Source organism: Paraglaciecola sp. T6c, from assembly GCF_000014225.1.
Lineage (GTDB): Bacteria > Pseudomonadota > Gammaproteobacteria > Enterobacterales > Alteromonadaceae > Paraglaciecola > Paraglaciecola atlantica_A.
The window spans coordinates 4,612,021-4,632,245 of sequence record NC_008228.1 but is presented as its reverse complement, the minus strand read 5'-3'; the positions used below and the strand labels follow the sequence as shown (position 1 = coordinate 4,632,245).

General features: G+C 44.3%; 17 protein-coding genes. 5 read left to right on the top strand and 12 right to left on the bottom strand.

What is annotated here, in order from left to right:
• Nucleotides 1-70: 70 nt before the first annotated feature.
• The 3 genes from PATL_RS19635 to PATL_RS19625 are packed head-to-tail and all read left to right on the top strand — an operon-like array spanning nt 71 to nt 3,349.
• The gene (locus PATL_RS19635) at nt 71-1,087 is read left to right on the top strand and encodes a response regulator (protein WP_011576545.1); all 1,017 of its coding nucleotides are present in this window, start codon (nt 71-73) and stop codon (nt 1,085-1,087) included.
• Between the two features lie 11 nt (nt 1,088-1,098).
• Nucleotides 1,099-2,049, top strand: a complete 951-nt coding sequence (locus PATL_RS19630) for a GGDEF domain-containing protein (protein WP_011576544.1) — start codon at nt 1,099-1,101, stop codon at nt 2,047-2,049.
• 46 nt (nt 2,050-2,095) lie between these two features.
• Nucleotides 2,096-3,349 carry an AmpG family muropeptide MFS transporter gene (locus PATL_RS19625; protein WP_011576543.1) on the top strand — a complete coding sequence of 418 codons (1,254 nt, stop codon included), beginning with the start codon at nt 2,096-2,098 and terminating at the stop codon, nt 3,347-3,349.
• A 10-nt stretch (nt 3,350-3,359) separates the two neighbouring features.
• On the opposite strand, the gene PATL_RS23010 is transcribed toward PATL_RS19625, so the two are convergent.
• The 4 genes from PATL_RS23010 to rapA form a co-directional block, all read right to left on the bottom strand.
• Nucleotides 3,360-3,692: a hypothetical protein gene (locus tag PATL_RS23010; protein ID WP_011576542.1), complete on the bottom strand. Its 333-nt coding sequence runs from the start codon at nt 3,690-3,692 to the stop codon at nt 3,360-3,362.
• 154 nt (nt 3,693-3,846) lie between these two features.
• Nucleotides 3,847-4,827 (bottom strand): DUF3530 family protein, encoded by a 981-nt coding sequence (locus tag PATL_RS19615; protein WP_011576541.1) that lies wholly within the window; start codon nt 4,825-4,827, stop codon nt 3,847-3,849.
• A gap of 69 nt (nt 4,828-4,896) precedes the next feature.
• Complete coding sequence (gene rluA, locus PATL_RS19610) at nt 4,897-5,553, bottom strand: bifunctional tRNA pseudouridine(32) synthase/23S rRNA pseudouridine(746) synthase RluA (RefSeq protein ID WP_011576540.1); 657 nt, start codon at nt 5,551-5,553, stop codon at nt 4,897-4,899.
• Between the two features lie 14 nt (nt 5,554-5,567).
• Nucleotides 5,568-8,399 (bottom strand): RNA polymerase-associated protein RapA, encoded by a 2,832-nt coding sequence (rapA, locus tag PATL_RS19605; protein ID WP_011576539.1) that lies wholly within the window; start codon nt 8,397-8,399, stop codon nt 5,568-5,570.
• Nucleotides 8,400-8,749: 350 nt separating this feature from the next.
• Here rapA and PATL_RS19600 point away from each other — a divergent pair, with 350 nt between their 5' ends.
• Nucleotides 8,750-10,147, top strand: a complete 1,398-nt coding sequence (locus PATL_RS19600; protein WP_011576538.1) for a PhoH family protein — start codon at nt 8,750-8,752, stop codon at nt 10,145-10,147.
• Nucleotides 10,148-10,224: 77 nt separating this feature from the next.
• Here the strand turns inward: PATL_RS19600 and PATL_RS19595 are convergent, their stop codons facing one another.
• The 7 genes from PATL_RS19595 to PATL_RS19565 form a co-directional block, all read right to left on the bottom strand.
• Entirely contained in the window at nt 10,225-10,893 is a 669-nt protein-coding gene (locus PATL_RS19595) for a hypothetical protein (protein WP_011576537.1), read from the bottom strand.
• A gap of 135 nt (nt 10,894-11,028) precedes the next feature.
• Nucleotides 11,029-11,958, bottom strand: coding sequence for a hypothetical protein (locus tag PATL_RS19590; protein WP_011576536.1), 930 nt, complete (start codon nt 11,956-11,958; stop codon nt 11,029-11,031).
• Nucleotides 11,959-12,040: 82 nt separating this feature from the next.
• The gene (locus PATL_RS19585; RefSeq protein WP_011576535.1) at nt 12,041-12,397 is read right to left on the bottom strand and encodes a hypothetical protein; all 357 of its coding nucleotides are present in this window, start codon (nt 12,395-12,397) and stop codon (nt 12,041-12,043) included.
• A gap of 26 nt (nt 12,398-12,423) precedes the next feature.
• Nucleotides 12,424-12,618 (bottom strand): CPXCG motif-containing cysteine-rich protein, encoded by a 195-nt coding sequence (locus PATL_RS19580; protein WP_007985042.1) that lies wholly within the window; start codon nt 12,616-12,618, stop codon nt 12,424-12,426.
• Nucleotides 12,619-12,687: 69 nt separating this feature from the next.
• On the bottom strand, nt 12,688-13,350 hold the full coding sequence (locus PATL_RS19575) for a glutathione S-transferase family protein (protein ID WP_041714621.1): 663 nt from the start codon (nt 13,348-13,350) through the stop codon (nt 12,688-12,690).
• Nucleotides 13,351-13,555: 205 nt separating this feature from the next.
• Entirely contained in the window at nt 13,556-15,151 is a 1,596-nt protein-coding gene (locus tag PATL_RS19570; RefSeq protein ID WP_011576533.1) for a glycoside hydrolase family 32 protein, read from the bottom strand.
• A complete protein-coding gene (locus PATL_RS19565; protein ID WP_011576532.1) occupies nt 15,148-16,479 on the bottom strand; it encodes a sugar porter family MFS transporter in 1,332 nt (443 codons plus the stop codon). The genes PATL_RS19570 and PATL_RS19565 overlap by 4 nt, the downstream gene beginning before the upstream one ends.
• Nucleotides 16,480-16,931: 452 nt before the next feature.
• On the opposite strand from PATL_RS19565, the gene PATL_RS19560 reads away from it, so the two are divergent.
• Complete coding sequence (locus PATL_RS19560) at nt 16,932-17,966, top strand: LacI family DNA-binding transcriptional regulator (protein ID WP_049765916.1); 1,035 nt, start codon at nt 16,932-16,934, stop codon at nt 17,964-17,966.
• Between the two features lie 25 nt (nt 17,967-17,991).
• On the opposite strand, the gene PATL_RS19555 is transcribed toward PATL_RS19560, so the two are convergent.
• Nucleotides 17,992-19,929: an amylosucrase gene (locus PATL_RS19555; RefSeq protein WP_011576530.1), complete on the bottom strand. Its 1,938-nt coding sequence runs from the start codon at nt 19,927-19,929 to the stop codon at nt 17,992-17,994.
• Nucleotides 19,930-20,225: the final 296 nt, after the last annotated feature.

The window sequence follows — 20,225 nt, the reverse complement described above, 5'->3', positions numbered from 1 at the left end:
CCAAGGCGTAAAAGATGATGATTCATGCGTTTTCCTCGATTCCCGTTCTAACAATGGAATAAATATCTATATGACAATGTCAGTCCTTATTTGTGATGACTCCGGTTTTGCTCGCCGTCAAATGGCTCGTGCGATACCAGATGGTTGGGATGTGGACATTTACTTTGCCGAAAATGGTAAAGAAGCGCTCAGTGCCATCAAGCAAGGACAAGCTGACGTCATGTTTCTCGATTTGAACATGCCGGTAATGGATGGTTATCAGACTATGCAGGTCGTAAAAGAGCAGGATCTGCCTACTCTGGTGATCGTAGTCTCGGGAGATGTTCAACCTGAAGCCCATAAAAAAATGCTGGGCCTTGGTGCTATAGCTTTTATTCCCAAGCCTATCGATAATCAAAAGTTGGGCGAAATACTACGCCAGTACGGTGTGTATTCAGGTGACATGACCTGTAAGGGGCGTTCTGAAAAAGTTGCTATTGTTGAGCCTCATAGCCAGGGCGCAGAGCTTGACGCTTACCGTGAAATGGCAAACGTAGCTATGGGAAGAGCCGGCGAGAACGTTGCTAAGCTGCTTGGGGAGTTTATTCAACTGCCTATCCCTAATGTAAATCTAATTACTAACAACGAATTACACATGGCGATGTCTGACGTGAAAACTAGCGACAGTATATCTGCTGTTTCCCATGGCTTTATCGGCGCTGGAATTAACGGTGAAGCATTGGTGATTTTCAATGATGCCAACATCGCAAATATGGGCAAGTTGTTGAACTACAAACATAATAGCACTGAAGAAGAATCCGAATTAGAAGTGCTGATGGATATTTCCAATATTATTGTGGGCGCCTGCATCAATGCATTGTCAGAACAACTACATGTCACCTTTAGTCACAATCATCCGATAATTTTAGGGCGCCATTGTGACATTGACCAAGTGCTTGAGAGCAATCATCAGCGCTGGGATAAAATTCTCGCAATTGAAATAGCCTATGCGATTAAATCCCACGATATTCAGTTTGATTTGTTGTTGCTGTTTCCTGGCAATGCAATGGAATTGGTTTACGCAAAACTTGTTACGGTTACCCAATAGGAGTTGCATCAGTGCAAGATATGAAAGAGTTAGCTGAAATGCATTGGAAGCACGATTTACTTGGCTCCATTGAAGTAGGCATAGTGGTGGTTGACAGGGAATATCTGGTAATGGTGTGGAACTTGTTTATGGAGAACCACAGCAATATCGCGCCGAGTACGATCCGAGGTACATCTCTATTTACGCATTTTCCTGAAATCGACGAAACTTGGCTAAGGGCCAAGGTCGAACCTGTTTTTTCCATGAAAAGCCCGGTTTTTGTTATCTGGGAACAGCGGCCTTTTCTTTTTCGGTTTGGGGCTAATCGACCTATTACTTCACCCTCTAAGTTTATGTACCAAAACATCACCATATTTCCATTGGCCTCTTTATCGGGGCAAGTAGAACAAGTGTGTATCGTGGTGTATGACGTAACCGATCAGGCTGTAAGTAAGCAGGCAGTTGATGAACTCAACAGTGAGTTGCAGCGATTAAGCCGAATAGATGGTCTAACAGGCATTTTTAACCGCCGCTATTGGGAAGAGCAATTTAGTCGCGAATTTAAACGAAATTTGCGTAAGCCGAGTCAGTCGTCAGTCATCATGTTAGACATCGATAATTTTAAAAAAATCAATGATAACTACGGTCACCCTGCGGGCGATGAAGTGATACGCCAGCTCGCCAAGCTGATCGAGGATGTTACAAGAGAAACAGACATCTGTGGCCGTTATGGCGGTGAAGAATTTACAATTTTATTACCCGATACTGCCTCACAAAATGTCATGGTTCTTGCTCAACGTATCAGAGAGACTGTGGAAAATCTCAAAATTGAGTATGAACAGCAGACTATTTCCTTTACAGTCAGCTTAGGAATAGCGCAATTTTCCCCTGTATTTGAACAACATATACAATGGTTAGAAAGTGCTGATAAAGCCCTATATCAAGCGAAAATTAGCGGCCGTAATCGGGTGGTTATTGCTTAAAGTAAACGCTTAAGTCAGAGTATAATTAAAAGAATATCTAGTTGTTATGAATAATAAAACGTTACGCCAGGCGTTGTTAAATAAGCGCATGCTTATTTGTATTTGCACTGGTTTTTCCTCCGGTCTTCCCCTTTATTTATTGATTCAATTTGTGCCAGCTTGGCTTCGCTCAGCTGACATTGATTTGTCTACCATTGGCTTGATTAATCTCGTCCTGTTTCCTTACACATGGAAATTTATCTGGTCCCCAGTCATGGACCGCTTCGTGGTACCTATGCTCGGCAGGCGACGAGGCTGGATGTTCATTACCCAAGTGGCGCTGATTGTGTTGATGAGTATGTTGTCTTTTTATGACCCTGCAACAGACATCAGCCATATTATAGTGATTGTCGCGGCTATCGCTTTTTTCAGCGCCAGCCAAGATATTGTTATTGATGCCTATCGCCGAGAATTACTACCGGACGATGAATTGGGAGCTGGGAACGGCTTTTATGCTCAGGCGTATCGCATCTCTTCATTTGTACCCGGTTCGTTAGCGATGATTTTAGCGGGCTTCTATCCTTGGTCAGTGGCGCATATGAGCATTGCTGTATTTATGTTGGTCGGTCTAGTGACCACGCTAATGATTAACGAAACGTCCAAAGCAGGGGACGAACCACAGACACTGCGCTCAGCGGTGGTAGAGCCTTTTGTGGAGTTCTTCCAGCGTCAAGGTTGGCAGCAAGCGGTACTTATCTTACTGTTTATCATGTTTTATAAACTAGGCGACAGTATGGCCACCGCCCTAGAAACACCATTCTTTCTAGATATGGGCTTTTCCACGGTAGAAATAGGCTCAATTGCGAAAATAGCCAAAACTATTGGAGCAACAGCGGGGACAATTCTTGGCGGGGTAGCCATGATCAAACTGGGTATTAATCGAAGCTTGTGGGTGTTTGGCGTCTTTCAATTGATATCTATTTTGGGTTACGTCATGTTATCCATGGTGGGGTATAACCATCTTGTGTTGGCGATTGCTAGTGGCTTTGAATATTTTGGCGTTGGGCTGGGCTCCGTAGCGCTTATCGCGTTTATGGCTAAATCGACTAATCGCCATTTTACTGCTACACAGTTCGCTTTGTTTTCGAGTATTGCGGCGGTGCCACGCACATTTGTAAGCGCCACGACAGGTTATGTTATCGAAGCGGTGGGTTACACCCAGTTTTTTATTATCTGTTTTGTGTGCGCTATTCCAGGAATGTTAATGCTGCTAAAAATAGCACCATGGAATGCAATTAAAAGCGAGGAAACACAACCATAACGATAATCCGTTAAGGTCGTGAGCCTAAATATTCATAAGGAAATGGATACTCATCTTCGCTTTCTAAGAAGTTGACGCATAAGTCTAAATCACTGCGTAAATTGGAGTCTTCTCGTAAGGTTTTTTCTGGCCAAAAATGTAACTGGTGAAGCACATACCAAAACACGCGCTCCTGCTGCGAACTTGGTTGATCCGCTAAATGGCTGACTTGAGACCATTCCTCCATCGTATCCCAGAAATACAAGTCTAATTCTTTGTAAACTATGCGGTTGTTCCAGAAGGCTCGAACAAAATATGCGAGTTGCTGAGACTTAACATTTAAAAACTTTTGTACACTTATCACTGCCTAATACCCTCGTATCAATAAGTCGAACTAGACAAAAGTATAGTGTTTTATAGTGATTATGTTTGGTCTTTACCCAAAAAATGCGGCAGATTTAAGCTATCTTTTTGAAATAAAGAATGTTTTATCCGAGTACTACAATGTATTTCTCGCCTCACCAGCCTAAATAATGCAACCAGCCGTATATTTCTTTACTCACAAACGCGCTGTCTGAAAAGGTGTTAAATGTGTTGGTGAGTTGTCGCTGTCGATAGTCCAGTTTTAGATTTTTGCTGGCATCAATTCCGCGTTGAGTTGCACTCATTAAACTCCAATTATTATCTTGAGGACTATAAATATCGAGTAATGGCATTTCTGTCACTGCTGTGTAATTCGCAATGAGCGCATTCAAGTTGCGCTGGGGCCAAAAAGGACTAATTGTCACTAGGGCATCAGGGCTGGGAATTTGTTTTTCAGCATATATCTTTATCAACCAAGCGGCGCTAGTGCCTTGGGCGATAATGAGTCTAAAACCAGAGTAACTCTGAGCCCTAGCCATTGCCGCCTGCATCAATCCACGTAGCTCTTGTTCATGTTGCAAGAAGTGTCCATTGCTTATCTGGTGTAACTGATACTGAGGGGATGCAGGCGAGCTATTAGCTGGGGTAGGCGTTTCCTGTGCGGCCTCGGTTTCATCATTTGCTGTATTATCTTGCGATTCGTCAGTCGTCGACGCTTGAGATTGAGAATCTGGTGCGGTCGTTTTTTCATCGGTCAAATCGGGCTCAAACCCAATTGTTGGCGGCGTTATTTGCATAGTCACCCAACCTAAATCATTGAGATATTGGGTAAGCATGGCTAAGTTTTGCTGACTCGAAGGAGGGCGGCCTGTTTCGCCAACTAATATGGCGACGCCATTTAAGTTGGATGTGGTGTTTTGTGACTCAATGATTACCGTAGACTTGTTATTCGCTTGTAGAATTTTAGCCTTGTCGGGGAACAATTGACGTTGTACATCTGTCAGGGTGCTGGCACTTGTCATGCTTGGTACAAGCAGCATGCAACCCAACGCAACGTTGTGCATGAAAGCGTGAAGGGCAGGTATGAAGATGTCATCCAAAAATATCTTGGATCTGTTAAAAAATGAGATGTTCATAGAAACCAAATTTCCCTCGCCATAGCCTGTTATCGGGCGCGAAATAGAGGAACTTTAGTAAAGGCGACATTAAAAAGGAACTGGGGCGTGAAAATCCACTGACGCGTTCGTCGCAGGGTGGGTAAAACCCAAGGTTTGAGCGTGCAATTGTAGTCTGTTAGCCATGGCCAACGCGTCAAAGTGAGCATACAGACGATCCCCTAAAATAGGATGCCCTAAGCTCAACATGTGTACTCTTAGTTGATGGGAGCGCCCTGTTACTGGCGTTAATTCCATTCGCGTCGTGTGGTCATTTCGCTCTAAAATGCGCCAATGAGTTAATGACGGTTTGCCTCTTTGCTGACAGACCATTTGTTTAGGCCTGTTCGGCCAATCACACATTAGCGGCAAATCGACACTACCCCGTTCGCCATTGACTTGACCAAATACTCTGGCGATATAGGTTTTACGTGTTTGACGCAGTTCAAACTGCTTTGATAGTTGACGGTGAGTGTCTTTATCAAGGGCCATGACTAATAAACCTGATGTGGCCATGTCTAAACGATGCACAATACGGGCAGTAGGATAAACCCGCTGCACCCGCAATTCTAAGCTGTCTTTATGCTCTAGGGCCTTGCCTGGTACGGTCAATAAGCCACTTGGTTTATTGAGTACCAACACATATTCATCCTTAAACACAATCTGTAAATATGGCCGCGTGGGCGGCGCATAATTGACTATGGCCATAAACTCGATTCTTCCTAGGGGTTGTTCACTATCAGTCTAATGGCTTCAAGATTCACCCGTGCTTCGCTAATAACCAGTTTCAAGTCGTCGATTTGTTGCTGCAGGTGAGCAATTTCTTCATCGCGAATTGACGGGTTCACTTTCTGTAAGCTTTGCATACGTTTTAGCTCACCGCCCAGCAAGGATTTCATTTGCTTTTGACACTGCTTGCGGACTTTTTCCGCGTCAGCTTCACCTTGACTTTGCGCTACAGCTAAAGCTTTGGTTAATTGAGGCGTCAACGCTTTAATCAATTGATTACCCATTTTACCGCGTACTTTGTCCAGCTTAGTAAATTGTTTTTCAACCACACTGTTAGTGGTATCAACACAAATTTTTATAGGCGTGGGGGGCAAGAAGCGGTCAAGTTGCAATGATTTTTCAGCTTTACCCGATAACACAAACAAGCACTCTAGCCAGTATGCGCCAGCGGGTAAGGATTTATCCTCTCCCAATGCTACCGAGCTCTTACCTGTGATCTCTGTAGTGACGGTCTCCATGGCATGTTGCACCATGGGGTGGTCCCAGCTAAAGAAGTTCACATGCTCCAAACGGGTCGCGGTGGTGCGTTCGTAGGTAATGGTCATGCCTTCTTCATCTAGGCCGGGTAAGGTCGCTACCATGGTTTCAGTGGGCCGAAGGATATAACAACTTTCGTCTTTATCCTCTTGGGCAAGGCCAAGGGTGTCAAATAAGCGTGTCATGAACAGCTCAAGGGTGGGTGAGTCTTCTGCGGCGAGTATTTCTTTTTGCAGCTTTTCCACTCGGCCTTTACCTGACGAGTTAAGCTCAAGCAGTTTGTCACGCCCTTGTTCTAACCGCTCTTTGAGTTGTCTGTGCAAACTTGCGGTTTGGTTAATTAAGTTCTCGCTCGCGGCAAAGTCGGTTGGGAACATCAAGCAGCTATGCAGTAACTCTTGGGTTTCCTCGTACACAGTCATGCCTGTAGGGCAAGTATGCTCAAACGCATTCAGACCCTGGTGATACCAGTCAAGTAGTACTTGTTGGGCGCTCATATCAAAATAAGGCACATGAATGCACACATCGTGGGTTTGACCGATACGATCAAGACGACCGATACGCTGCTCAAGCAAATCTGGTACTTGGGGTAAATCAAATAACACCAAGTGGTGAGCAAATTGAAAGTTACGCCCTTCACTGCCGATTTCACTGCAAATTAACACCTGCGCGCCTTCTTCGGTTTGTGCAAAGTAGTTTGCGGCTTTGTCGCGCTCTACTATGCCCATGCCTTCATGGAACACTGTTGCCCGAGTACCGGCTTTTACCCGCAGTACCTCAGCTAACTGCAATGCGGTCCCTGCGTTGGCACAAATAGTGAGAACTTTCTCGCCTTTAAGCTCTTGTAGTTTATCAATAAACCAGTCCACTCTTGGGTCGATATTGAACCAGCTGTTGACCATATCTGGGTTGCGCTCTGGTGTTAAATGCAACGACAAGTTGGTTGGATCTTCATCTTGAGCGGCAATATACTCTTCTGGCTGTTCTAGGCTGTAGCTATACAATTTACGATCAGGGAAGCCACTGACGCCAGCGCGGCTGTTTCTGAAAAGCAAACGGCCTGTACCGTGTCTGTCGAGTAAATTATGTAGTAACTGCGTTTTTTGCCTAGCAGACATAGCATTGATGTCACCTAGATCTTCGTCTTTAGCGAAGGCTTCAATAGCGGCAATGTTATCCGCGCTTAAGGCATCACCTGACATCAAAGGAGAAATAGCTTGAGCCAAAGTACTGTATTGCTGCTCTTCTTTTACGAAGCTGTGGTAATCGTGAAAGCGAGCTGGGTCGAGCAAGCGCAGCCGTGCAAAGTGACTTTCATGGCCAAGTTGGTCAGGCGTGGCGGTTAACAGTAACACCCCTTTGGTGACTTGGGCTAAACCTTGCACCACTTGGTACTCTTGAGACGGCTGGCCTTCACTCCAAATCAGGTGATGGGCTTCATCAACCACCATTAAATCCCATGGAGCTTGCATGGCTAACTCGTAATAGCTGCTGTTGTGGGTTAAAAAGTCTAAACTACAAATAACCAGCTGCTCAGATTCGAACGGGTTACCACTTTCACCAGCCATGGCGCTGCAGCGCTCTTCATCGAAAATGGAAAACGCGAGGTTCACCCGGCGCAGCATCTCGACCAACCATTGATGCACCAAGCTTGAAGGCACTACAATTAATACGCGTTCAGCACGGGCAGTTAGCAATTGCTGATGGATAATCAACGCAGCTTCAATGGTTTTACCTAGACCTACTTCATCAGCAAGTAACACTCGAGGTGCAAAACGACGGCCCACTTCTGCTGCTATGTGCAATTGGTGAGGGATCAAGTCAACCCGAGCTCCCACAAAGCCCAATAATGATGACGTACTGTGGCTATATTGGTGATTCAAACATTGCTCGCGTAAATCAAACCACTTGGGGTGGTCAAATTGCCCTGCAAACAAGCGTTTTTCTGGCTGGTTTAGCTGAAAATGATGATCAATAAAAGTTTCTTTCAACAACACTTCTTCTTCGGTGTCATGGCGAATACCGGTATAGGTCAACATTTCGTTATGTTCACTAACGTTAGTGATCTTCATATCCCAACCTTCGTGGCTGGTAATGTTGTCGCCCTCACCAAATGTAATGCGGGTTAGTGGAGCACTTTGCTTGGCATACACTCGACTGTCTCCCGTGGCAGGGAATAACAAACTGACAGCGCGATTATCAACGGATACCACAGTCCCTAAGCCGAGTTCTGTTTGGGTATCGCTTAACCAACGTTGACCAAGTGCGAATGAGTGTTTTTGCGCCATAGAGTGTCTCCCAACAGTGTATGCATAACTGAACTTTTGATGCGGGCGGAATAATTTCGGCGCGCATTGTATACCAATAGTGCCTAGGGATGGAGGTCAATCCACCTTGATATAAACATATTGTGCATAAAAGTCGTTAACCCAAGCCCATTCCTAATAATCTATGTTCCTGCGGGCGGGTTTTAAACTAAGTGATGGCATAAACGCCATATAATAAAAGTAGATGAATAAGGAACAAAAGTGGTTTATTGTTTCACTAACAGATGGCCAATAGCAGCTGAGTGATATACCTGATTGGCTGTTTATAGGTGATTTGTTTTGCAGTGCCTTTTATTCAAATGGAGTGACGAATGCCAGAAAAAAAAGCGTTAGACACAAGAATTTACGTACTCGATACCAATATCCTCCTACACGAACCCCTCGCATTTCTATCTTTCAAAGAGCATGACGTAGTCGTCCCAATGACTGTCCTCGAAGAGCTCGATTACATCAAAGACAGTAAAAAAGATGTCGCCCGTGATGCTCGAGTGTCCATTCGCGCAATGGAAGACTTACTTCACGACGCCACACCAGAGCAGTTAATGGCAGGCGTTAGCATGCAAGGAATTGGCGTAGGTGATAATGCGCCAACAGGCAGTTTGTCGATCTTTGTCGACCACGCATTGCCAGCGGATCAGCACGTGTTCACCAGTGATGAAAACGACAATCGTATTATTAACACTGCACTGCATCTACAGGGGCAATGTAGCCCTAGGCTTGTTACCTTGGTGACAAAAGATATCAACATGCGCTTAAAAGCTAAAGGAGCAGGTTTAGCTCATGTTGAAGACTACCGAACGGATCAATTAGTTAGTGATATCAAATATTTATCTAAAGGTTTTCATCGTTTTAATGGGGATTTCTGGAACGAAGTTACCGCAGTAGATAGCCGTTCAGAAGGTCGTGATACCATTCACACTCTCGCCCGAGAGGTCTTGCCAGAGGCCTATGTGAACGAGTATTTACTGGATGATACTGAACACTTCGCAGGTTTGGTTGAATCCGTGTCAGAAACAGAAATTGACGTACTCGATTTGGGCTACGAGCGCTTAATGGGCCGAAGAGCGTGGGGAATTACCCCAAAGAATATCGGCCAAGCCATGGCGTTTCACTCTTTGCTGGACCCACATATAGATTTGGTGATCTTAACTGGGCCTGCAGGTAGCGGTAAAACCTTGCTGGCACTGGCCGCCGCCCTTGAAATGGTAGTTGAGAAGAACATGTATGATAAGATCATTGTTACTCGCAGCACACCGGAGATAGCCGAATCTATAGGCTTTTTACCAGGCACGGAAGAGGAAAAAATGGCCCCCTGGTTAGCGGCCATTACGGACTCTTTAGAAGTGCTACACAAGAACGATGAAAACGTCAAAGGCTCCATGAGTTACATCATGGAAAAAGCCAATATTCAGTTTAAATCGGTTAACTTTATGCGTGGGCGAAGCATCCAAAACGCCATTGTTATTTTAGATGAATCGCAAAACTTAACAGCCTCACAGCTTAAAACCATTATCACCCGTTGCGGAGAGGGCACTAAGCTCATTTGCAGTGGTAACTTAGCGCAAATTGACAGCAACTATTTAAGCGCGGTCACCTCTGGTTTGACATACATAGTTGAGAAGTTTAAAAACTTCTCAGGTAGTGCCACGATTAACTTAGACGGAGTAGTACGTAGTCGCTTAGCAGAGTTCGCAGAAGAGCAGCTCTAGAAAAATCCAGTCACTGAACAAAAAAAACCGCCAGTCAATCGGCGGTTTTTTTACGCTTGAGATTGGCAGGATTGGTGTTAACCCATAAAGGGTTTTGCTATTCCTACGTAAGCCTCAAATATAAGCACTAGCCATATTGTGACCACCCAAGGTTTAACCCTTCTAAGGCTACGAACCATTTGCAGATTGTCTGCATCATCGTGGGAGTCTTGCAACATTTTAGCGTAGGTAATTGAGAACTCTTTTAGATTGATACGTATCATTAGTCCGCAAAAAATTAAAAACGCGAAGCCCAGTAACTTAATGATTATCCAAGGGTTGTCAGCTAAACGCCCTGTGTTATAGGTGTATATGCTTGAGGTCACTAATGCCGCAATCATGGCCCAACGAAATAAGTAATCCACTTTGGTTAGCAAGGGGATATAGTTAGCGTTGTGCTTGTAGTGCAGTACTAACACCATGCTCAGCCATAAGGGACCAAGCAATATGATTCCTATTAACTGCCAAAGTTCATGCTCGATGCCTAAGTAATGAGCAAGTATGCCCCCCACCGTGAGCATCAAACTCATACATATTTTAGGGATTAAATCGCAACCAAGCATGATTTTGGCCGCAGTCAGACGCGTTTCTCTGCTGAGTTTGCTGTCGACGACAAATTGACTCGAGTAAAAAACCCCGACGTCACCGCCCAGCCAGTAGCAAAAAAGTAAAATATGGATCAAAAGAGCGATATCGTATGGGGTCATAAAGGCTTACTCATTTATTAACATAGTGATGCAGGTTAGATATAACTCACAGATGCAGCTAAGCACATGGCAATTATCAAATGTTAGGTTATTCATGTAAACATCGGGATTTATCGTATTAGCGTCAGCATAAGCCTAAGGAATGACTTCATAACTATACATACCTGTATCGAGAAAGCGCTGGCTACTTGGGGCGGTTTCATTTAACGAAAATAGCGCTGGGCCTGTTGGCTCCATTAATAAATATGCCTCATCGTTTATTTGCATGCTTCTTTCATCCTTTTTAGCGGGAACTCCTATGCCTAATAACGCATGGTTGGGTAAGTACAGCATCACTAACTCGATTTTTGGAAACAGAGCGCGTATCACGCTCGCCATCAACACAGATTTGCTGTCGCAGTCGCCACGATTATGACTTAGTAACGTTAACGGGGGCGAAAACCCAGCGCCATTGGAAGAAACGCGGCTTTCTAAATCATCGTAAGGAATACTCTGTAACCAACCTAACAGTAAGTTCAAAAACGCCCGCGTATCTCCGCGTTCAGACGCTTCAGCATACATAGCTTCGGCAAATGGCTTTAGTACTTCCTGATTTTCCTTGATGTAACGCAAATGGTCCGGTTTGATGCCCTCCTGACTAAGGTAATCACTGAACCGCGCATAGTAGTGATCCGTTAAATATTGCTCGAATGCGTCATCCTTTACTTGCAGCAATTGTTTTTGATACTTTTTTGCTGATTCTTCAGAGCGACTTCTCACACTGATCTGCAGCGTTTCCCCTATGCGCTTTATGTCAATGCGTGCTTCTTTGGCGTCGATTTTGTTGCGCTCTTTAAGCATGGCAATTTGCTGATAGCGAGTGACCTGCTCAGGTACAAAGCGTTTGTGATGCGAAGTGTTGATGTCGTCTAGGGGCAAAGTGAACGAAAACTGATGTATCTCTTGGTCCTTATCGCGCCATTTGTAGCTCAACTGGATATCGTTTTCGAGGGTGTTTTTACTAAAGCTTATTTGCTCGCCGTGGGCAAAGTGAATAGGACTGACAGATAAAACGGTTATCGACATGAAAAAGGCCAATAGACATTTTACATGCCTAGCCACAAAGCGGTTGGCTAAACCGCTTTTACGTGCGCGCGCAGTAAACTTCCTAGCTAAGAAGTTTTTTATGCAAGAAGCCATTACGCTCTACTGCGTCAACTAAAGGAATAAAACCCGCTGGGGTTGAGAGGTTGATATACCCTGTTTGACGCTCAAGTAAAATGTCATTGAATTGTGTCGGACGGCTCACAACAGGTGTGCAAGAGATATCAGTTGCGTCACCATTAGCAAAATGGCTAGGCCCGCCAGAGGCGGCAAACGCGATATCCAATTCGCTATGCTCGACACGAGTCGCGAATCGATACTGACTCAAATTTTTCATGACGAGCTGCATCAAGTCGCGTTCATTGTCTATGGTGTGTAATTTACGTCGTAAAGAGTCTGACGCATGGAAAATATCAATCAAAGTAGAACTCCGTATTAAAAAACAGGCTATTCGCTGTCGGTTCGGGCGTGAATAATGAAGTCGTTATCACTGTCTTGGGTAATGAGGATTTCTATAGGACTACAACACACCTGACAATCTACGATTTGCTGTTGATTAACATCGTTGTCTTGATCAATTTCTATATCATTGATTTCCATGCAGTATGGACAGCTGAATTCGGCATTTGATGTAAGGCTCATCGTTGTACTCCTATATGAGCCTTATATGGTAAAGGAAGATTGGGTAATCTTCCTACCGTTTATCACGCTTTATTTTTGAAAACTTGTTACATATTCCACAAACGCTTTATTTGCGACTTTGCGGTCTGCCGCAATTTTCTGCACTTCGGGTAATTCGTTCAGTTTAGCCATTAGGTTCTTAGCGCCTTGTGAGCCATCCAATAAATCAATGTCGAACAATTTGTAAGCGACACCAGAGGCTAAGTCCACGCTGTATAAGAACATAATATCCGCAGCGCTAAATTCATCACCTGCCACATAAGGCGAGAAAGAGGCAAGTCTGTTTAAACCTGTCATGCCTCTGAAAAGGGCGCGCTTCACTTCTTTGCGTGTTTCATCGCTGACTTTGCCACCAAAAAAGGCTTCAGGGTGACAGCGGCGGGCAGGTAGCTCTAAATATAGCTCTATAAATTTGACCAACTCTTTTACTCTGGCTTGAGCGAAAGGATCTGCTGGGTAGAGCGGTTTATCAGGATACTTAGCATCGAGATATTCCAAAATGATATTGGTTTCAACAATGATGCCGTCTTCAGTTTCTAGCGCAGGGACTTTGCCCATGGGGCTTTTGGCTAAAAATTCAGGCTCTTGGTTGGGGTAAACGGTAACCACTTCGTAATCTAATTCTTTGTGTGCAAGGGCCAATTTGATCATATTGAAGTAGTTACTGACGTCGAATCCATATAATTTAAGCATGCGTATTCTCATTGTTGCGTATGAGTCTCTAGCTTGCTTCACCTCCTAGCAAGGAGCAATGTTATTTTCTTTATAGAAGAGTATAAGTAAAGGAGGGGGGATAATGTTGAAGCGGCTGCTAAGTCGAAATCAATGGTCAGTAAAGACCTGAATAAACCCACATAGTGAGGTATCAACGTATGTGGGTTTGATCAAATATTCAGGGCTACTTGGCTTGTTGCGCCGTGAGGTTGTCCAGACTGATGTGCTCGATTAGGGCTTGTCCATCGGCTGAAAACGTAATTTCATTGTACGGCGTTGACGGGAAAGCAAGCGCTGTCATCGACAACTCTCCGTCATTAACGAACAGTTCGATTGATGCCTTGTCATAAATGATATCGAACGAGTAGGTGTCTAATCCAGCACGAATTACACCCACTTGTTGGTTGGCAAAATGTTCTTCAAATTCTGTCTCACCAGATTTTGCACGATCGATCGTTACAGTACCGGCGTTTACATCAAGGCGTATTGAAAGCAGTTCGTCGTTATTTTTGTAATCTAACGACAATGTATTCGCGCCTTGCCTTTTCACCTTCATAGTGACGCGGTGCGATTCCTCTATTGGACCGAGTAATGCAGATAAATCAGTGTCGCTGCTTACTTCAACATTATTAAGCTGTGCGACTTGATGGCTTATATTGTGAAGTTCAGTGATGGGTTGAGAGAAAAGAAGTGGGCCTAGTGCCGTCTCTTGTAACACTAGGTTACGCGGAGTTGTCATACTGCCACGCCATGCATCGGTAGGGACGTCTCTTGCGTAAAGCCAGTTGTTCATCCAACCCATAAATAACGTGCGCCCGTCCGTATCTGGCACATTAGAGAATGTGACGCCGGCATAGTTGTCTGTGCCGTAATCAAGCCATATAGCTTCTTTTTGCTCTAAACGCTCAGAGAATTCAGGATCAACGGTGAATTTACTCCCGTCAAAGTCACCCACAAAATATTGGGTACCTGAACCTCCGTTGGGTGCCCCTGGGACTAAGCTCACCAGTAATACGTGCTTTGTCTCACCCGTACTGGTAATTGTCATCTCCAACAAATCAGGGCATTCCCATACGCCGCCATGGGCTCCTATTTTTTCGCCAAATGTACTTTCAGCTTGCCAGTCGATCAGATTTTTCGATGAGTGAAAGCCAATATTATCGCCTTGCGCCAATGCCATAATCCATTTTTTCTGTGGGGCGTACCAAGATACTTTCGGGTCACGGTAATCCTTTAAACCAGGGTTTTTCATCACTGGATTTTGACTATATTTAGTCCATGTTCGGCCTTTGTCCAAACTAAACGCTAGCCCTTGGGTTTGAAAGTCGAGCGTTCCTGCTTGTTCTCCTGCAACATCATGGTAGGTGAATAGCGCAACCATAGGAGGGTTGTCTTTTGTGCCCAATCCGGATGTGTTTTCCCAGTCAACCACTACGCTACCTGAAAAAATAGTGCCTAATTCATCTGGATATAATGCAACTGGAAGGTGCTGCCAATTCAGCATGTCTTTGCTAACCGCATGTCCCCAGTGCATGGGGCCCCAAATGGTTGACCCCGGGTGGTACTGGTAAAATAAGTGATATTCGCCCGCGTAATACACCATGCCATTTGGGTCGTTCATCCAGTTGGCGGGGGGCGAAAAATGAAAGTTTGGTCGGTGTTTTTCGTTACTTTGCATACTGCTATCCGAATTGACACGTTCAGATGCTGGATTTGTGGATGACTGGCCTGAACATCCGAGTAATACGCTAGCCATTAGGCCTAACATAACCGTCTTCATTGTTGACTCTCCTTTGTTGACTTAGTGAGTATCGCTGAAAGTGCTTCTAGGGATTTCCCCTTCGTTTCAGGCATTAATATAAATACAAATATGAGTTGTAGAACCATCATAAAAGTGAAAAACGCGAATACAGTACTTGGAGCATATTCTGATAGAAAATATGGCATAAACAGGGTGATTAAGGCTGCAAAAATCCAGTGCGTACCACTGCCAAGTGACTGTCCTTTTGAGCGTACCTTGTTGGGAAATATTTCAGCAATAAATACCCAGATTACGGCGCCCTGACCAATTGCATGGGAGGCAATAAAGGTAAATACGAAAAACACAACCATCATCCCGCCTTGCTCTGAATAAAACGCCCACGTCACCACTGCAAGTGACATGATGTAACCTAACGAGCCTGCATACATAAGTGTTTTTCGACCTACTCGATCAATCAAGTAAATCCCAACAAAGGTAAAAAGTAGGTTTATCACACCAATCCCTGTGCCCGACAGCAGCGAGGCGCTTGTGTCTAGCCCGGCTAGCTCAAAAACTCTGGGCGCGTAGTAAATAATAAAATTGATGCCTGATAATTGATTAAACGCCGCAAGCAAGAACGCCAACACAATAGGAAAACGATATGAGGTGCTAAATAAACGTCCTGAACGTTTATGTTGATTCTCATTAATAACCTCATTAACAATGCTTTCACTGTTCGTTTCACCCAGTGATATAAGGACTTGCTGGGCTTTAACCGAATCGTTTCCATGCAAAATTAACCAACGAGGACTTTCAGGGGCTTTCAATATCAACAGCAAGTAAGCCAACGCGGGTATGGCTTCCACACCAAGCATCATGCGCCAATCAAAGTCTAATAGACCAGACAGAACGTAGTTAGAAAGAAAGGCAATTAAAATACCAAACACAATTTGAAATTGATAAATCGCGACCAAGCGGCCTCGATGAGATGCCGGTGCTATTTCAGAAATATAAGCGGGTACCGCAATAGACGAAATGCCCACCCCAATGCCGCCAATAAAGCGTAATATCGCAAAGGTGTATGGGTCTGTAGCAAGAGCAGAACCCAAGGCAGAGACTAGATACAATATACCAATAGCTACTAGGGTGGGTTTGCGCCCGTATTTATCGCAGGGATAGTTACCGCCTAGTGCGCCTATTACTGTCCCCCATAATGCTGCCGACATGATAAACAAACCGTGGAAGAGTGGTGACGTATTCCATAAGGTTTGAATTGGCTTATCTGCACCAGAAATTACCGCGGTGTCGAACCCAAACAGAAACCCTGCGACGGCGACCGTCATTGCCCAAAACGTGATTTTATTCACTGTACGTCCCTCTATCTTTGATTGCCTAAGCTAACGTTTACTGCGTTTATCATGCTATTTGAAAATTCTCTCTCACTGCCGCTGACATCCAAGGTACACAACCCTTTCTCAAGTATTTGAAGTCAGCCAGAATAGCATCTTAAACGTTTAAGATTGATTTATAGTAACCCGCTGTCTTTTTATTGTAAATATTTTATAACAACTAAATAACACGCTATGGTCTGGACTTCGTCGTTGTGATTTTCATAGCCTTGTTCATTAAATGAGTTTATTAAATATGTTCATTAATGGATTGAAATTGGTTATTTTGTAGCGCGTCATAGGCTCCAGGATGGGTTTATTGGCATGGAGCCTGAAGTAAATACTAGAAAGAAGAGACCGCCTTTGCCTCGTTTGGACTTTTTATTCATCTGCATCAACTGAAATAACGCTATGCTCTTAAGGGTAAAATCATCAAAAAAAAACTTAATCTGAAACAAGTATCACAGCAACTCGGGGTATCTACCGCGACTGTGTCTAACGCGTTTAATCGCCCGGATCAGTTATCCGCTAAATTGCGGGAGCGCATCCTTCGCGAGTCAGCGGAACTGGGTTATCACGGCCCTAACTTTGCTGCTCGCTCATTGCGTAAAGGCCGGTCAGATGTCATTGCTGTTGTACTTGCTGATTCCATTAGTTATAGCCTGTCAGATCCGGTCGCCAGTCAGTTGCTACAGGGGGTTGCGGAGGTGTTGGGTGAAAACAAAAAACAACTCTTATTGCTCTCCAGTGAATCAGACGGGCTAGAGCACAGCAGTGCTGAGTCGTTGCCTGATGGCTTCATTTTTTATGGCACACCCAGTGGCGATATTTTTGCCCGAGTGAAACGCTCTGGTAAGCCAATTATTGCTGTAGACTTTGAAACCCACGAAGCTGAATCTGTCAATATTAACAATGAAGATGGCGCGTTCATCGTGGCGAATCATGCTTTAATTAATGAACCAAAAAACGTGGCTGTATTAGGTTTGCGTTTGGTGGATTCACAACGTATCTGTCGCCTCACTGACCAAGATATGCATGTTAAATCAAAAGAAATCTCTCGCAGTCGATTAAAGGGGTATTTGCGTGCATTTGATGAGAAGCAACTCACTATTTCCCCTAGCCAAATTTGGCACATTCCTCTAAATACCCCAGAGATGGCAGAAATAGCTGCCAAGGAAGCGCTGACCCTTAGCCCGTTACCTGAGGTCATTTTATGCATGAGTGATGTTATTGCGCTCGGCGTGCTAAGAGTGGCTAATGAGTTGAATATTGCAATACCAGAACAAGTGCAAGTGACTGGTTTTGACGATATACCTGAGGCGAACCGAAGTAAGCCTGGTCTCACCACTGTGTGTCAGCAAAGCTTAGAAAAGGGCAGGGTCGCTACTCGTTTACTCCTCGACAAAGATCACAATGACAGCGTCGTACTTGAAACGCGACTGGTGATTAGAGCGAGTTGCGCATAAGTTAGCAACTCGCTGCTCAGTTCTATTAAACGGGTTGAGCATTAAGTAGCCACATCACCTGATAAGGTGCAAGTTCAAGCTCTTGGGGGGCCGGAGAAACCCGTACCTCAGAAAGCAAATCGTGCCAAACATCACCACTACCTAAACCCAGAGTAGTACTTGATATTTGTTGCTTATGCTCGCTGAAATTGCAAATAGCTAACAATCTGGTGCCATCTTTTGCTGAGCGTTGATAGGCGAATAGTGCGCTTTGATGAGTATCGATAATACCCGTGGCGGCTTGACCAAATACGTTGTGGCGTTTACGCAACGCTATGAGGTTTTGCAAACCATTAGTCACCCGGTTTTGCGGTGTGTCTTTTTTCTTACTGGCTTGAATGTCCGCGTCCGTCACGGCAATTCTTTGCACCCAACGCTCATCGTGTTTTTTGCTTTCGTCTTGTTCGTAGCTGTAATCATTCAGTAAGGCCAACTCATCCCCAGAATAAATAAGCGGAATGCCACCGATGCTTAAGATAATGCTGTGAACCAATAGTATTCTCGCGATAGCATGGTTAATCAGTGTATCGTTATTTTTTTGTAGGCCTTGCTCCAACCCGGCAAGCGAAGCCAAAGAGCCGCAAACACGGCAGTCACCGTTGCTGGGATTTTCGCCAAAGGCAACGCCCGTGGCAAACGTGCCATCGAAGCGCCCGGTGTAGAATTGATTTAGGAAGCGACGATGGTCATAACCGTTTACGCCTTGTTGTTGGGCTACTGCATCGTCAAATGTCCAGCCAATATCGTCATGGCAACGAACATAATTCACCCAGGCGCAGTCAGGGGATATTTCAAAGCTTTTCTGCATAGATTCAGTCAATAAATGCGTGTCTCTGGTGGCTAGCGTGTTCCAGATAAGTGCCATAAGTAAGGGGTTGTAAGACAGCTGGCATTCTTGTTTGTCGATGTACTTCAAGACTTCATCAGGATGTACTATGGCTTCAGACTTAAAGACCACTGCAGGAGCAGCGATTTGCAAACAACTGTTGAATGCTTGGATCAAGCTGTGCGCTTTATCTTGATTCTCACAGTTGGTACCCATTTCTTTCCAGATAAATGCTAACGCATCTAAGCGCAGCGCTTCGCAACCAAGATTGGCTAGGTAGAGCATCTCGTCAGTGATGGCATTAAATACAGCGGGGTTAGTGTAGTTTAGATCCCATTGAAAATTGTTGAATGTCGTCCAAACCCACTTATGGGCATCTGAATTCCAACTGAAATTGCCTCGACGAACTTGAGGAAATATTTCTCTGAGATGTTGCTCATACTCGTCAGGAATACGTTTGTCATCAAACATATAATAGTAATCTTGGAAGTGTTCGTCTCCTGACTTGGCCGCGACAGCCCATTTATGTTCATCCGAGGTGTGATTAAACACAAAATCCAATACGAGGCTGATGCCGGCATCAGCGAGTGCTATCGATAATGCTTCAAGATCGTTATTTGTGCCAAGTGACTTATTGACCTTTCGATAATCTGATACGGCATAGCCACCATCACTATCTCCCTCGGGAGAATCGTATAGAGGCATTAAATGCAAATACGTGATGCCGGTCTCAACTAAGTAAGGGATCTTCTGTTTGAGTCCTTTAAGGTCGCCCGCGAACAAGTCTACATAACACGCCATACCCAACATCTTTTCATCTTGATACCAATGAGGATCGGCCAATCTAGCTTGATCTTTTGCCTTTTGCGCCTTCGAGCGCTTACTAAAGCCGTTGGCCAAGGTTTGTGTCAGCTGTTGCAGGTAGTAGAAAAAATCATACCTGTGACCGTAAATATCAATGAGTAGCGAGAATAGTCGAGGAAACTGCTCATTCATTCGGCTGATAAATATAGCTTGGTCTTGTTTGGGCATAGCGCTTAAATCTAAGCCGTCTAAAATACGCGTTAAGGTGCGTTTACTTTCAAGTTTTATATCCATGGTACTCAAACTGTCTAAAACGATTAAGTTAAAATGTTATGTGATTAATAGTACGTTTGTCACCCAGTGTAAATGATTTTCGCTTTATTTTTTACAGGGTGTTTACAAAATTAAATTTATTTGTTAATTTCGTTTTACATTATCTTAAACGATTAAGTTGTTGTTTGCTAATCAACGTTAACATTTGCGGTTATGTATTGTTAATGGGCTAAGGTAAAAGCATATTGGCGACTTATTCACAAGCGTGTCTCTAGAGGCAAACGTTTTACTTTAAAGGAAATAAGCAGTGAAAAATG

Coding starts and splice junctions, on each gene's coding strand:
- PATL_RS19590 (WP_011576536.1), bottom strand. CDS start 11,958: ATGTCGATAACCGTTTTATCTGTCAGTCCTATTCACTTTGCCCACGGC.
- rluA (WP_011576540.1), bottom strand. CDS start 5,553: ATGGCCATAGTCAATTATGCGCCGCCCACGCGGCCATATTTACAGATT.
- rapA (WP_011576539.1), bottom strand. CDS start 8,399: ATGGCGCAAAAACACTCATTCGCACTTGGTCAACGTTGGTTAAGCGAT.
- PATL_RS19555 (WP_011576530.1), bottom strand. CDS start 19,929: ATGGATATAAAACTTGAAAGTAAACGCACCTTAACGCGTATTTTAGAC.
- PATL_RS19580 (WP_007985042.1), bottom strand. CDS start 12,618: ATGAGCCTTACATCAAATGCCGAATTCAGCTGTCCATACTGCATGGAA.
- PATL_RS19615 (WP_011576541.1), bottom strand. CDS start 4,827: ATGAACATCTCATTTTTTAACAGATCCAAGATATTTTTGGATGACATC.
- PATL_RS19575 (WP_041714621.1), bottom strand. CDS start 13,350: ATGCTTAAATTATATGGATTCGACGTCAGTAACTACTTCAATATGATC.
- PATL_RS19595 (WP_011576537.1), bottom strand. CDS start 10,893: ATGACCCCATACGATATCGCTCTTTTGATCCATATTTTACTTTTTTGC.
- PATL_RS19570 (WP_011576533.1), bottom strand. CDS start 15,151: ATGAAGACGGTTATGTTAGGCCTAATGGCTAGCGTATTACTCGGATGT.
- PATL_RS19635 (WP_011576545.1), top strand. CDS start 71: ATGACAATGTCAGTCCTTATTTGTGATGACTCCGGTTTTGCTCGCCGT.
- PATL_RS19600 (WP_011576538.1), top strand. CDS start 8,750: ATGCCAGAAAAAAAAGCGTTAGACACAAGAATTTACGTACTCGATACC.
- PATL_RS19625 (WP_011576543.1), top strand. CDS start 2,096: ATGAATAATAAAACGTTACGCCAGGCGTTGTTAAATAAGCGCATGCTT.